This window comes from Candidatus Zixiibacteriota bacterium (assembly GCA_040752815.1).
Classification (GTDB): domain Bacteria; phylum Zixibacteria; class MSB-5A5; order GN15; family FEB-12; genus JAGGTI01.
Window position 1 is genome coordinate 1 of record JBFMGC010000064.1, and the last position, 13,994, is coordinate 13,994.

Here is a 13,994-nt window from a genome sequence, read left to right on the forward strand (position 1 = left end):
CGACAGCGTCTCCTCTCTTCGCCAGGGATTTTTCACCGCGGGGGCCTCGGTGTTCTGCGGCTGGACAAAGACCGTGACGGATGGACCGGCCAACAAGGCCGCCGAGTTCTTGTTTGACCGCATGCTGGGCGCCAACGCCTCGACGCTGAGTCCGAAGGAATCGCCGCCTCAGCGACCCTTCGTTGTCGATATGCTCTGGACCGACATGCAAAACCGCGGCTTTGACCACGATCCGACAACTAATGCCAGACTCCGGGTCCGGCGCCTGCAAAATCATTTCGGTCTGCTGGCTCCGAGCATCCGTTACATGTTTGTTCTCGAACATACTGACACTCTGTTCATAACGGGTATGTTCGGCAGCGACCCGGGATCGAAGGGGCGCGTTATTGTGGGCGGGACGGAACTCCCCATTCTCAGCTGGCAGCCGGAAATGATTGCCACCTTTATTCCCAATACTGGAGCCGGCTCGGCCGGACCGGTGACGGTCGAGGTGGACGGTCTCACGGGACCATCGTATAGTATCAAGCGTAAGAGTAATGTCGTGAATCTGACCGAGTGGCGCGGCCCGTTCACATTCACGGAGCGCGACGCGGGCAGTCTTACCAGCACGATCGTGATCAATGCCCATCTGCGAGCGGACATTCATCCTTTTCGCGAAATGCCGCACATTGCCCCGACGTATTATTCCGTTATTTTTCCCGCAGCCGATGATTCATACGGGGCGGTAGAGGCGAGTGGCGATTTTTCCTACACCTGGCCTGATTCCGACCCTCCCAGCACCGACACCTGGAGCTGGGCGGGATCGGATTTCGTCAAAAGTCCATGGGACCCATATCCAAACCAGTTCTTGTTGTCCGGCCATGTGGTGGCGGCTACGCATAAGTTTGAGATGATGTTCGCAGCCGCGGCTTACAGCGGCATCTTCGAGACCCTGGTGAATAGCCAGGCCGGTCTCCAATATACGATTCCCATTTCGACCGGTACCACGGCCGAGGTCATGCAGCTCTACGACAGCTATCCGTATATATATGTCGATATGAGCAACGCCTGGGATATCCTGGCCGGCCAGCGCACCACACACACCTGCTGTTCGCACGACCCCGACAATACCGAGGGACTTGAAGACATGACACACACCCTCTCCTGGTCGACAATTCAATCGTACTTCCCGCCGGACACAACGGCAGCCCAATGAAGCGGTCACTTTCGGAGCGGGGAGTTTTCATAAGATCGTTCGTGAAGGGGTTTCAGCCGACGGCAAGGATGTGACCATCCGTGGGCGGCAGACATCCCGGTCTGCCCCTTGTTGAGATCGTAGGGCGGGTCTGCTTCAAACCCGCCGATGCACGGCTGTCGAAACCTTGCCACGGCGAGCAGGCGCAGGGGTTTCGACCTACCAGACTGTCCGTCACCCTGAGCTGCGTCTGCCCTGAGCATGTCGATGGGTCGAAGGGTGCGGTCTTATTCGCTCATGCGGTTCAGTAATAATGTGACAGTGTCCGCACAATCTCACCCCACCGCAAGCGGCCGGGGCGCCGGGACTATGGCGGGGAATCTACCGTATCTATACATCTCTTCGTGATAAGTGCCACACTGATGTTAGTGGTACCCTAAGCCCCACTCAAAAACCTTTACATTCCTGCCGATGGGGAATAAATTAGTCGGCTTTAGTCGAAAGCAGACCGAATGAAATTCGACCCGCTAAAAGACAATTTCAGCCTCCCAGCGGCCGAGGAGAAAATCCTCGCCTTTTGGGACGAACACCAGGTGTTCGCCCGGGCCAAAAAGGTGGCCGAGAACAGGCCGGAGTTTGTCTTTTACGAGGGCCCCCCCACCGCCAACGGCAAACCGGGGATTCACCATGTCATCTCGCGCACGGTCAAGGACCTGGTCTGCCGGTACAAGGCGATGCAGGGCTTCCGGGTCGACCGCAAAGCGGGCTGGGACACCCACGGCCTTCCGGTCGAAATCGAGGTCGAAAAGCAGCTCGGCTTTGTCAACAAGGCTCAGGTGATCGAATACGGGATCGCGCAGTTCAACCAGAAATGCCGCGAATCGGTGTTTCGATATCTCGAAGACTGGAACCGGATTACCCACCGGATCGGGTACTGGCTCGATCTCGACGACGCCTATATCACACTCAAAAACGAGTATATCGAATCCGTTTGGCACATCCTCAAGAACCTGTACGATCGCGGACTGATTTACCAGGGGCACAAGACAGTCCCGTTCTGCCCGCGCTGCGGGACGGCGATTTCGTCGCACGAGGTCGCCCAGGGGTACGAACTGGTCAAGGACCCGTCGCTGTTTGTGAAGATGAAAGCTGCCGATGGGGATTTCAGCTACTTAGTCTGGACTACCACCCCCTGGACACTGCCGTCGAACGCCGCCCTCTGCATGAAAGCGGACGCCGACTATGTGACGGTGCGGCATCAGGGCGAGAAGCTGGTCATGGCCGAGGCGCTCGTCATGCGGGTGCTCGGGCCGGAAGTGGAGATACTGGCGCGGCACAAGGGGGCGGGTTTTGTCAAACGGCGGTATATCCCCCTGTTTGATTTCTATAAGGAGCAGAGCGACAAGGCGTTCTATGTCATCACCGGGGAGTTTGTCACGCTCGATGACGGCACCGGCATTGTCCATATCGCTCCCGGATTCGGCGCCGATGACTACGAAATCGGCCAGAAATACGGTCTCCCGGTGCTGCAGGCGATCGAGGCCAACGGCCTTTTCAAAGCCGAGGCGGGGAAGTACGCGGGCATGTTTGTCAAAGACGCCGATCCGGTGATCACGGATGACCTGAAAAAAGCCGGTAAGCTCTACAAGAAGGAGCTGTACGAGCACAACTACCCGTTCTGCTGGCGGTGTGACTCGCCGCTGATTTATATCGCCCGCGAGTCCTGGTATATCCGGACGACCCAGTTCAAAGAGCAGTTGATCAAGAATAACAACGCCATTAGCTGGGTGCCGGACGAAATCCGAACCGGCCGGATGCTCGATTGGCTGGAGAATAATGTCGATTGGGCACTTTCGCGCGAGCGGTTCTGGGGGACACCGTTGCCGATCTGGGTGTGTGATAGCGCCAAGTGCGGCAAGATGCGAGCGGTTGGCTCAATCGCACAGCTCAAGGAAGAAGCGGTCGCCTGCCCGGACGATATCGAACTGCATCGGCCGATGATCGACGAGATCAAGCTCGAGTGCGAGTGCGGTGGGAGCATGACCCGGGTGCCGGAGCTTATCGATGTCTGGTTTGATTCCGGCGCGATGCCGTATGCCCAGTGGCACTATCCCTTTGAAAACAAAGAGGTATTCGAACGGAAATACCCGGCCGATTTCATTTCCGAGGCGGTCGACCAGACCCGGGGCTGGTTCTATTCGCTCCTGGCGATTTCGACCATGCTTTTCGATAAGGCCCCGTTCAAGAATGTGGTCGTGCTCGAGTTTGTGCTGGACAAAGAAGGCAAGAAGATGTCCAAGCACAAGGGGAACGTGGTCGATCCGTTTGAGGCGATCGCCAAGTACGGCGCCGACCCGCTGCGCTGGTATTTGGTGTCGAATTCCAGCCTTTGGGTGCCGACACGCTTTGATTTCGACGGCTTGCAGGAAGTAATCCGCAAGCATTACGACACCCTGCGCAATACGTATAGTTTCTTCGCAATCTACGCCAATATCGACAACGTCCTCGAACGCGCCCACCAGGCCGGACAGACAGTCGAGCAGTTTCTCGAGTCAAAGGCCGGCGAGCCGGAGATGTTCGACCGCTGGATTATCTCGCGCTACCATTCGCTGGTCAAGGATACGGTCGCCAGTCTCGACGCCTACGAGCTCACTCGCCCCGTGCGGGCGATCCAGAATTTCGTGGTGGAAGAACTCTCCAACTGGTATGTCCGCAATAACCGGAGACGGTTCTGGGCGGAGGCCGATGACCCGTCGAAAATGCGCGCTTACCTCACGCTATACCGGGTGCTCGAGGGTATCTGCCGGCTTTCCGCGCCGATCAGCCCGATGGTTTCGGAACTGCTCTGGACCGAACTGACCGGGGAGAGACGCGCCGAAATCGGGCTGGCGCTCTCGGTCCACATGGCCCAATACCCGAAAGGGGATGAATCGCTGATCGACCGGGAGTTGGAAGATTCCATGGGCATGGTCGAGAAGCTGGTACAGCTTGGGCGGGCGGCCCGCACGCGCAAAAACCTGAAAGTGCGCCAGCCGCTGGCAAAGATGATGGTCTCCCTGCCGGGCAAGAATGCGTTTGAGAAGCTGGCCCCGTATCTGGGAATAATCCGCGACGAGCTCAACGTCAAGGAGGTGGTGGCCGCCGATAATCTTGACGAGTACATCTCCTACAGCGCCAAGCTGAATTTCAAGACCGCCGGGCCGATGCTGGGAGCTGATGTCAAAACGGCAGCCGCGTATGTCGCGGGGCTGGCAAGCGGCCAGGTCAACGAGTTTGCCACTACCGGTACACTCCAAATCGAGTCACTTCCCAGCAAGCCGACTCTGACAGCGGAGCATATCGAGGTTATCCGGACCGAGAAGCAGGACATGGCGGTCGAGGCCGACGGCGGCGTGGTGGTGGCGCTGGATACTAAGATCGACGACGCGTTGCGCGATGAGGGTTTTGCCCGTGAGATTGTCAACAAGGTCCAGAATATGCGGAAGACCTCCGGATTCGAGGTGACCGACAACATCCTTATTCGCATGAGCGCGTCGGAACGCCTGCGCCGAGCCGCTGACCGTCACGGCCGCTTCATCCAGCGCGAAACCCTTGCCCACAGCCTGGAATTCGTCCCCGGTGCAAACTTGACAAAGGCGACCGAATGGGACATAAATGGTGAAAAGGCCGCCATTGAGGTGGTAAGACTCTGACCGGGAGTTACTCATGAAGAAGAGCGACCTCGACAAATTCAAAAAGCTCCTTCTGGACAAGCGCCACGCCCTGCTGGAAGAGATGGGGTATCTCGAGGAGGCGCATGGCGCCACGATCAAGGAAGCCACCGGCGACCTGACCCACTACTCGTATCACATGGCCGACCAGGGTACGGACAACATGGAGCGGGAGATGGCGTTCGCCCACGGCTCCAAGAGCCGTCGGCTGCTCTATCATATCGACGAGGCTCTGCGGCGGATCGAGGACGGCACCTACGGCAAGTGTCACACCTGCGGCAAACAGATTCAGGTCCCCCGCCTGACCGCGGTGCCGCACGCCCGGCTCTGTATCGAGTGCAAATCGGCCGAAGAGGAAGCAAAAACTGGACGAAAAGCGCGCTAAGCCTCTTCTCTGGCCGCTGCTGATCGTGGGTCTGGTGGTAATCGCCGACCAGGCCACCAAGCTCTGGGCGGTGGCCTATCTCGCTGATAAAACCTCTGTGTCGATAATCGGGGATTTCCTGATGTTTACCCTGGTCTACAACGAGGGGGGCGCGATGGGCACACAGATCGGCCCGTCGGCATATTATCTCGTCATGGCCCTGATCGTGCTGCCGTTTGTCGGGTATTACATCTACCGCCACCGCTACATGCCGGCTATATCCCTTCCGCTGGCGTTCATTGCCGGGGGGGCAGTCGGCAATCTGATTGACCGGATTCGGCTGGGGCAGGTAGTGGACTTTATCGATGTCGATTTTTTTGACATCTCGATAGGCAGCTTTCAACTGGACCGCTGGTGGACCTTCAATGTGGCGGATTCCTGCATAAGCTGCTCAATCGTGTTTCTACTGGCATACATGTTCGTGCAGCGCAAGGGTAAGGATCACGCGCCCAAGCTACCCGCAGACATGGACAGCCCGTCCCCCCTGGCGGGGTGAGCCCCCCCGGAACAATTTTCATCCTTTCACGTTGCGACCTTTGCCCCTATATTGGTGCGGTCGATAGAATTGCGGACTTGATTTACACCCGCGCCCACAGGGCCGGAGGCAATTATGCTCACTGAACAAGCTGTAAGGCACGTGCTTAGCGGAATACAAGACCCCGAACTGAAAAAACCGCTCACCGATCTCGATATGGTCAGGTATGTCAAAATCGACCGCGGCAAAGTCGATGTCGGGATCACGCTGACTGTCCCCGGCTGCCCGCTCAAGGCCAAAATCACCGAGGATGTGACCAGCGGCGTTATGCTGATACCGGGGGTCGAACGGGTCAATGTCCAGTTTGATGTCATGAGCGACGAACAGCGCGCCCAGCTCAAGGAAAAGCTCGGCATGGGGGTCAAACCGGGCCAGAAGAAGGCATCGATAGTCAAGTTCTCAAAGCGGTTTATAGCGGTGTCGTCTGGCAAGGGCGGGGTAGGCAAATCGACTGTTACCACCAACCTGGCGGCGGCACTGGCCCAGATGGGCAAGCGGGTGGGACTTCTCGATGCCGACGTGTACGGCTTTTCCATACCCCGGATGCTGGGGCTGTCCGGCCAGCCGACGGTAATCGACGACAAGATGGTGCCGCTCCGTCGTGGTGACAACCTCCAGGTCGTCTCGATGGGGTTCTTTATCGATGAGGACGAGCCGGTAATCTGGCGCGGGCCGCTCTTGCACAAGGCGATCAACCAGTTCATCAACGATGTGATCTGGGACGATCTCGATTATCTCTTTCTCGACCTGCCGCCCGGAACGGGCGATGTTACCCTGACTATCGCACAGTCCATCCCCAGTGCCGAGCTACTGGTGGTAACCACCCCCCAGGCGACCGCCACTCATGTGGCCGGGCGGGTGGCCAGGCTGGCCGAACGGACCAGTCTGAAAGTCATAGGCGTGGTTGAGAACATGGCCTACTACGAAACTAACGGCCATCGGGACTATATCTTCGGCAAGGACGGCGGCAAAAACCTAGCGAAACGGCTCGGTGTGGAGCTGCTAGGTGAGATCCCGTTGCTGACCTCGATCCGCGAAGGCGCCGATAACGGTCTTCCGGCAGCCATCGACGGGAACGAGCGCGAGGTTGCAATGTTCGCGGGCATCGCCCGTCAGATAGATGCAATGAACCGTCGATAAGCCGTTGCCAGCATTGCCGCTGTGGACAACTTGAATTTATCTCACGACATCGGCTGATGGTGGTGTCATTCATTCGCGCAAGAGACCTGTTCTAACAGTCGATCAAACAACCGCTTCAGTTTTTTCCCCTTTATTTTCAGAGCGTCAATTGACGTCTTCCTCTGACGTTGTTATCTACTGCCCACGACCTGTCCACTCCCCTTTCGTAGAGACTCTTGTGGTGTTCGCTGGGTTTTTCGCCTTGGTAGTTGATGAACTTTTGCAATGATCGTCTGCGGACTCATGATGTGTGAATAGGTATGTGTGTAAATTGTGGATTGGCTGATTGGCCGATCCGTTAGGTATCAACAGGAGATACACTTAATCGATTGTGCGAATGTTAATAGCATTGTCCAGATCGAGGGGGTTCCGATTCAATGCAAAACTTTCCTAATTCTCAGGCGTGGAAAGACTGCTTGGAGTACATGTCCCGGCGCGTCAAGCAGCAGTCCTTTAACATCTGGCTCAAGCCGACTCGCGGCGAGCCGAACGGCAACGGCGAGTTCAAGGTTGCCGTACCTAACCAGTTTGTCGCCGACTGGATCGATGAGCACTATGCTGAACTGGTTAACGAGGCGTTTCTCGAGGTGCTCGGCAAGAGACAACAGGTAGTGTACGTCATATCAGCGGTCGCAGGGGAGGAGGAGCAGGCTTGCCTGCCCCTGGAGGCGCCGCCGGGCCGCGGGCCGGTTCAACCGCTGGACGGGCCGAGAGTTAATCACAACCTAAACGGGCGGTATCGCTTCAACTACCTGGTTGTTGGCGATTTTAACGAGTTCGCCTGCGCCGCCTCGCGGGCGGTGGCCGAGGCCCCCGGTATGACCAAGTACAACCCCCTCTACATCTACGGCGGCACCGGGCTGGGGAAAACGCATATCATCCAAGCGATCGGTCACGAGATTTTGGACAACTATCCGTCGAAACGAGTCATGTATGCCACCTCGGAGAAGTTCACCTCCGACTTTATCAGCGCCATATCCGATCGGTCCATCGCCGATTTCACGAGATACTACCGCGACGTGGACGTGCTCCTGATCGACGATATCCAGTTCTTTGCCGGCAAAGAAGGGACCCAGGAGCAGTTCTTCCATACCTTCAACGCCCTCCATCAGACCGGCAAGCAGATTGCGCTGACTTCTGACCGCCCCCCCAAAGAGATCAAGGGACTTGAGGAACGGCTGCTCTCCCGCTTTTCCTGGGGCCTTGTGACGGACCTTCAGGCTCCGGATCTCGAAAATAGGACAGCAATTCTCTACAAAAAGCTGGAGTCTGAGGGAATTCAGCTCGACGATACCGTGGTCACGTATATAGCCGATCGCGTCTCGGCCAACGTCAGGGAGCTTGAGGGAGCACTTAATCGCCTCCTGGCCTATGCGTCGCTAAAGAAAGAGCCGGTCAGTCTTGACCTGGCCCGGCGGCTGCTCTCTGACTCCGCCGGCTCCCGCAAGCGTGTGACTATCGAGGCAATCCAGACTAAAAGCGCCGAGCACTTCAATGTGGATTCGAAGATGATGACCGCGAAGAAGAAGACAGCCGATATCGCCCTGGCCCGCCAGGTGGCCATGTATCTAGCCCGTACCCTGACTGACAGCTCGCTGAAGGCGATTGGTGACAAATTCGGCGGGCGCGATCACACTACGGTCATTCACGCCTGCGATAAGGTCGCCTCCCGGATGGCCCGCGATGCCGGTTTTCGGGAGAGGATTGACAAAATATCAGCGGCGCTTCTATATTAACAAGCTGTTGATAGACACTATGGATAACGTGGGCACAAAACGCGGGGTTGACAGTTGCCTGTGTACATGTGGGCCATTTCTGGCAACTTGTGAGTATGTAGCTATGGTGTTGGGGGTAATGTGAAACGGTTCCTTGATGACTATCTACCTGGCGTATTTCCCCTTGGCGGTTCCCTCCCTCCTCGCTTCGCCTTTCCCCCACATTTCCCCAGACCCTATTACTACTACTTGATATATATAGACTGAATGGTTATAGTCCAAAGCTGTCAGTAACCGTTTTCACGGAGAGTTAGGTGGTATGAAGTTCTCGCTTCCAAAATCAAAGCTGGCCGGCTGTCTTCAGTCTGTGCTTCAAGTAGTACCGACGAAATCGACCCTGCCTATCCTCACCAACGTGCTGGTGGAGGCGCTCGAGGGAAAACTCAAGATTTCCGCTACGGATCTGGATATATCGATCGCCGGAAGTGTGGAGTGTGAGGTAGCCAAGAAAGGGTCGGCGGCGCTGTCGGCGCGGATCCTGTTCGATATAGTAAGAGAGCTTCCCGAAACAGACATAACTGTCGAGTCGATCAATTCGCGGGTTGAGGTAAAGATCGCGAAGGGGTCGTACAAGATGGCCTCGGTCTCACCCGACGACTTTCCGAAACTGCCTGCAGTCAACACGAAGAAGGAGATCAAGCTCGATTCCACTACACTGAATGGTATGGTGCGCAAAACCACATTTGCCTGTTCGACCGATGAAACGCGCCCGGCACTCAACGGTGTACTCTGGCAGACCAAGGGTGAGAAGATGCAGATGGTTGCCACCGATGGCCACCGCCTGGCAAAAGTAGCGGTCGAAAACCTGAAACTCAAGGGGATGAGCGAGGACATTATCATCCCGCCGAAAGTGCTTAATCTCATTCCGAAATTTACTGAGAGCCAGAGCAGGGATGTGGGTGTTATTTTCGGCGAAAACAATATCATCTTCAATCTCGGCGAGTATGTGCTGACGTCGCGGCTTATCGACGGGCCGTATCCGAATTTTGAGCAGGTCATACCGCAGAACAATGACAAGGTGCTTCGGGTATCAAAGGAGGATCTCAGCGGCGCGGTGCGGCGCGTGTCGATTCTCTCCAACACCCTCACACACCAGGTGAAATTCGGGGTGAAGAGAGGTTCACTTACCTTGTCCACGAGCAATGCCGACTTAGGTGGGGAAGGTGTGGAGGTCATTGACTGCGACTACACGGGCGAACCTGTCGAGATAGGATACAACGCGACATATATCACTGATATCCTAACGCGTATGCCGGGCGATGACGTAATATTTGAATTCTCAAGCCCGGTTTCTGCAGGCCTGATGTACAGCCCGGAACTACCGAAAGACGATTACCTCTGCCTGGTGATGCCGCTCAGGCTGGCGGAGTGAAGGATCGGCAAACGTCGCCCCGAATGGCAGATCGTCGGTCTGCCATTTTTTATTAGTCGACACAATGGCGGTACACTCACTCGCACTCACTAATTTCCGCAACCTGCGCGGTGGGACCGTCAGGTTCGGCGCAGGGTCAAACGTCCTTTATGGCGCCAACGGCTCCGGCAAGACCAACCTGCTGGAGGCGATTTTCATGGTCTGTCTCGGGCGCTCACAACGCGGTGCCGCTGACGCCGTCCTTCTGGGCCGCGACGCAGACTTCTTTCGCCTCGAGGGTGAGATCGAAAGCGGCAGCAACAGACACAAGCTCGCTGTCGCGTATCAGCGCGGCTTCCGTAAGAAGCTGACCATAGATACCAAGCCGGCGCGGGCCTTTGAACTGTTTGAACTGAACAGCCTGGTAGCGGCGGGGCCCGAGGACAGTGAGATACTGTCCGGACCACCGTCGATACGGCGGCTTTTCCTGGACCTTTATATCTCCCAGCATTCCACGACTTATCTTGCCGATCTAACTGACTATCAACGAGCGCTGACCCAGAAAAATGCGGCGCTGCGTGGCGAGCTCGACGCGACACCGTTCGATCCGATGCTCGTTGAGTACGGAACCAAGGTCATTTTGCAGCGGGCGGGCTTTCTGCGGAGCCTCGGAGTGCGCTCTGTGTCGGCGTACGCCCGCATCGCCGGCGGCGAGCAACTTGTAGTTGAGTACCAGTCCAACATCCCCATTTCATTGGAGTCAATGAACGTCGACAGCGCGAGAGCCGCCTTTGAGGCCGAACTGTCGCGCGTGGCAGACCGTGAGCGGGCGGTGCAAACCAGCCTGGCCGGGCCGCACCGCGACGAGGTCTTTTTCGGAATCGGCGGCCTGCCCGCCCGCACCCATGGTTCGCAGGGCCAATGGCGCACGGCCGCGGTGGCCCTCAAGCTGGCGGTGTACGACATGCTCCGGGAGAAACGAGGCGAACCGCCGGTCTTGCTGCTGGATGAAATCTTCGCCGAACTCGACAACGATCGCACTGCTCGCCTGGTGGAAAGTTTCGGTGATATCGGCCAGCTCTTTCTCACGACCGCGGTCAGGCCGCCCGACCAGCTCATGGCGAGGGCGGAGAGGTTTCGCCTGGTCGACGGTCAGGTGATGAAGGAATAGCCGTGGCCGGACTGACGATCAAAAACCTGGGCAAGAAATTCGGCGAACATGTCGTGCTGGATGACATATCGCTGGAGCTGGGCGAGGACGAACTCCTGGTCCTGCTGGGGCCGTCAGGATGCGGCAAGTCGACTGTGCTGCGGCTGATCGCCGGACTCGAAGAGGCTGACGGGGGGGAAATCTATATCGACAGCCGCCGCGTTGACAAGTTACGCCCGCGCGACCGGAATGTGGCGCTGGTGTTCCAGAACTATTCGCTCTATCCGCACATGACAGTTGCCGAAAACCTGTCGTTCCCGCTGCGTGTGGCGCGAATGCCCAAAGCTGAAATCCGGTCACGCGTGGCGCGGGTGGCGGAGCTTTTGGACCTTTCGGACCGGCTGAAAAGCCGCCCCGGCCAGCTCTCCGGCGGACAACGGCAGCGCGTGGCGCTGGGGAGAGCGATCATCCGCGAGCCGGCTATCTTCCTGCTCGACGAGCCGCTGTCCAATCTCGATGCTGAGCTTCGCGTCCGCATGCGGCAGGAGATCGTTCAGTTGCAGCGGCGGCTGGACAGACCTATGATCCATGTCACCCATGATCAATCAGAGGCGCTCACCATGGCGGACAGAATCGCCCTGCTGCACGAGGGGAGATTGCTTCAAATCGGCACGCCTGAGGACCTGTACCAGCGTCCCGCGTCGCGCTTTGTCGCGGAATTTGTGGGCACGCCGAGAATCAACATTGTCGAAGGACGAATCGAAAACGGGGCCATAGTTCCCCTCGGAGTCAGCGTGCCACGATTAGTAGCGGCAGCGTCACCCCACGGCAACCCGGTTCATGTCGGCATTCGGGCCGAGGACATCGCGGTCGGTGAGCGGGGCGAGCCAGCGAGGGTTATCTCCACAGAATATCTCGGCGACCATTACGCGGTCACACTCGAACACCGGACGCTGACCTTAGTGTCAACGCGTGGACCGTCCCCGCCGCCACGACCGGGTGACACTGTCAGCATTGCCATCGATTCCGAGAAGCTCCTGTTCTTCGATCCGAAAACAGGTGAGCGGCTGAAGCAATAGCGGTGAGCCCGATTCTGCCTTGACCTGACGCCGCGCTTCAGGCCTGTCGCTGACAGCGCGGACAGAAGTGCGCCGAGCGCGCGCCCATCTTGCGGCGGACAATAGTCGCGCCACAGACTTCGCACGGCTCGCCCTCGCGGCCATAGACGCGCAGCATGTTTTGGAACGATCCGCTCGCGCCATCGACCCCGCCGTAATCGATCACGGTAGTGCCCATCATCTCGATCGAGCGCCGCAGCACCGCTTGGATGTGACGGTGCAGTTCGGCGAGACGGGCCGGTCTTATCGTCGATGTCAACCGCGCGGGATGAATACGGGCGAGATAGAGCGACTCGTCGGCGTAGATATTGCCGATTCCGGCGAGAAAGCTCTGATCGAGCAGCGCCGGCTTGATCATGCGTGACCGGGCGCGGCAGAGCGCCACGAAGTCATCCTCGGAAATGTCCAGCGGCTCCGGGCCGAGCGCGCGAAGCCCGTCCTGCTGCCATAGCTCATGGTTGGGATAGAGGCGGAGCCGTCCGAAGCGACGATAATCGTTGAATCTGATGTGAGTTCGGCCGCGTTCTCCGCCTGATCCGTTGGATTTCAGATCGAGAAGCACCAGGTCGTGCTTGTCGCGAGGCGCCGCCGCCGGCCTTGTCAGGAACTTGCCAGTCATTTTGAGGTGAACCCAGAGCGTGATGTCGCCCGACAGGGCGATAAGGATATTCTTGCCCCGGCGTTCGATCTTGAGAACCGTGCGACCGGGCAGGAGGCTATCCAGCCGTCGCCGTCGGAGCGACGAGCTTATCTCGATCGAGTCGGGCGGCGCGAAGGAGCGCACGCGCACAAACGTACGCCCTTCGAGAAGCGGCCTCAGGCCGCGGACTATCGTTTCGACTTCCGGCAGTTCCGGCATCGGAGGCAATTAACAATCGTGGGCGGGCGTTGTCCAGTATTTGATGGCGGTGGTTATTCCGACCCCGCGCCGGGCAGGCCTGCTTCACCTTTCCGCCGAGGCGGAAGCCCGCCATAATGTCCCCAGCCCGCCACCGCGGGTCCTCACATTGTAGTCCGGCGGCGACAGAGACGTGCCCCGCAGGCCGGGCAGCGGCGCCTAAAGCGAGGCCAATATTGTATTGACGCCCCCAGGGCCCGCGGCTACATTCCCGCCGCGATGAAGATAGTCAAGGGTATCGCCGCCCTCGGGGCGGTCATTTTGTTTGGGGTAATCGCGTACTTCGCCTACAACCTCTTCCGGGTGCGCTCCCTGCCGGAGCGGCTCGCCGATATCATCCACATCGAGGACACCCGCGAGTTCACCGATCGGCTGGAAGACTACCTGTCAGACGACTCCGCCCAGGTCCGCGCCCGGGCGGCGATCGCAATCGGCCGGATCGGCGGGGAAAACTCCGGAAAGCTCCTCAAGTCAATGCTGGGCGACAGATCACTCGATGTCGCCCGCGCGGCTGCTTTTGCTATCGGGTTGACCGGACAGAGCCAGTTTGCCGGTTCGCTTGCCGACTCAGCGCGCTCCGGGCCGACGGCTGTTGCTGCAAACGCCCTAAAGTCGGCCGGTCGACGGGCCGACAGCAGCATGACCGCTGTCCACGGCGTTATCGCCGGATACCTGGGCGA

At 58.2% G+C, this 13,994-nt stretch carries 11 protein-coding genes; 10 read left to right on the forward strand and 1 reads right to left on the reverse strand.

What is annotated here, in order from left to right; translation table 11 throughout:
* The 9 genes from AB1772_12005 to AB1772_12045 all read left to right on the forward strand — a co-directional run.
* Positions 1–1,195, forward strand: a 1,195-nt coding sequence (locus AB1772_12005; protein MEW5797064.1) for a hypothetical protein, incomplete at its 5' end; no start/stop codon positions are given.
* Between the two features lie 491 nt (positions 1,196–1,686).
* A complete protein-coding gene (gene ileS / locus AB1772_12010; protein MEW5797065.1) occupies positions 1,687–4,866 on the forward strand; it encodes an isoleucine--tRNA ligase in 3,180 nt (1,059 codons plus the stop codon).
* 13 nt (positions 4,867–4,879) lie between these two features.
* Positions 4,880–5,269 (forward strand): TraR/DksA C4-type zinc finger protein, encoded by a 390-nt coding sequence (locus AB1772_12015; GenBank protein ID MEW5797066.1) that lies wholly within the window; start codon positions 4,880–4,882, stop codon positions 5,267–5,269.
* 25 nt (positions 5,270–5,294) lie between these two features.
* The gene (gene lspA / locus AB1772_12020) at positions 5,295–5,804 is read left to right on the forward strand and encodes a signal peptidase II (GenBank protein ID MEW5797067.1); all 510 of its coding nucleotides are present in this window, start codon (positions 5,295–5,297) and stop codon (positions 5,802–5,804) included.
* A gap of 114 nt (positions 5,805–5,918) precedes the next feature.
* The gene (locus AB1772_12025) at positions 5,919–6,983 is read left to right on the forward strand and encodes an Mrp/NBP35 family ATP-binding protein (GenBank protein MEW5797068.1); all 1,065 of its coding nucleotides are present in this window, start codon (positions 5,919–5,921) and stop codon (positions 6,981–6,983) included.
* A gap of 416 nt (positions 6,984–7,399) precedes the next feature.
* Positions 7,400–8,758: a chromosomal replication initiator protein DnaA gene (dnaA, locus tag AB1772_12030; GenBank protein MEW5797069.1), complete on the forward strand. Its 1,359-nt coding sequence runs from the start codon at positions 7,400–7,402 to the stop codon at positions 8,756–8,758.
* A gap of 298 nt (positions 8,759–9,056) precedes the next feature.
* On the forward strand, positions 9,057–10,169 hold the full coding sequence (dnaN, locus tag AB1772_12035) for a DNA polymerase III subunit beta (protein ID MEW5797070.1): 1,113 nt from the start codon (positions 9,057–9,059) through the stop codon (positions 10,167–10,169).
* 64 nt (positions 10,170–10,233) lie between these two features.
* Positions 10,234–11,319 (forward strand): DNA replication and repair protein RecF, encoded by a 1,086-nt coding sequence (gene recF, locus AB1772_12040; GenBank protein MEW5797071.1) that lies wholly within the window; start codon positions 10,234–10,236, stop codon positions 11,317–11,319.
* Between the two features lie 2 nt (positions 11,320–11,321).
* Positions 11,322–12,377 (forward strand): ABC transporter ATP-binding protein, encoded by a 1,056-nt coding sequence (locus AB1772_12045; protein ID MEW5797072.1) that lies wholly within the window; start codon positions 11,322–11,324, stop codon positions 12,375–12,377.
* 37 nt (positions 12,378–12,414) lie between these two features.
* Here the strand turns inward: AB1772_12045 and mutM are convergent, their stop codons facing one another.
* Entirely contained in the window at positions 12,415–13,275 is an 861-nt protein-coding gene (gene mutM / locus AB1772_12050; GenBank protein ID MEW5797073.1) for a bifunctional DNA-formamidopyrimidine glycosylase/DNA-(apurinic or apyrimidinic site) lyase, read from the reverse strand.
* Positions 13,276–13,533: 258 nt separating this feature from the next.
* On the opposite strand from mutM, the gene AB1772_12055 reads away from it, so the two are divergent.
* Positions 13,534–13,994 (forward strand): HEAT repeat domain-containing protein (locus AB1772_12055; GenBank protein MEW5797074.1); only part of this gene is annotated, 461 nt, incomplete at its 3' end.

Excerpts from the sequence above, each read along its gene's own strand:
- AB1772_12025 (MEW5797068.1), top strand. The coding sequence starts at position 5,919 with ATGCTCACTGAACAAGCTGTAAGGCACGTGCTTAGCGGAATACAAGAC.
- recF (MEW5797071.1), top strand. The coding sequence starts at position 10,234 with ATGGCGGTACACTCACTCGCACTCACTAATTTCCGCAACCTGCGCGGT.
- AB1772_12015 (MEW5797066.1), top strand. The coding sequence starts at position 4,880 with ATGAAGAAGAGCGACCTCGACAAATTCAAAAAGCTCCTTCTGGACAAG.
- ileS (MEW5797065.1), top strand. The coding sequence starts at position 1,687 with ATGAAATTCGACCCGCTAAAAGACAATTTCAGCCTCCCAGCGGCCGAG.
- mutM (MEW5797073.1), bottom strand. The coding sequence starts at position 13,275 with ATGCCGGAACTGCCGGAAGTCGAAACGATAGTCCGCGGCCTGAGGCCG.
- dnaA (MEW5797069.1), top strand. The coding sequence starts at position 7,400 with ATGCAAAACTTTCCTAATTCTCAGGCGTGGAAAGACTGCTTGGAGTAC.
- dnaN (MEW5797070.1), top strand. The coding sequence starts at position 9,057 with ATGAAGTTCTCGCTTCCAAAATCAAAGCTGGCCGGCTGTCTTCAGTCT.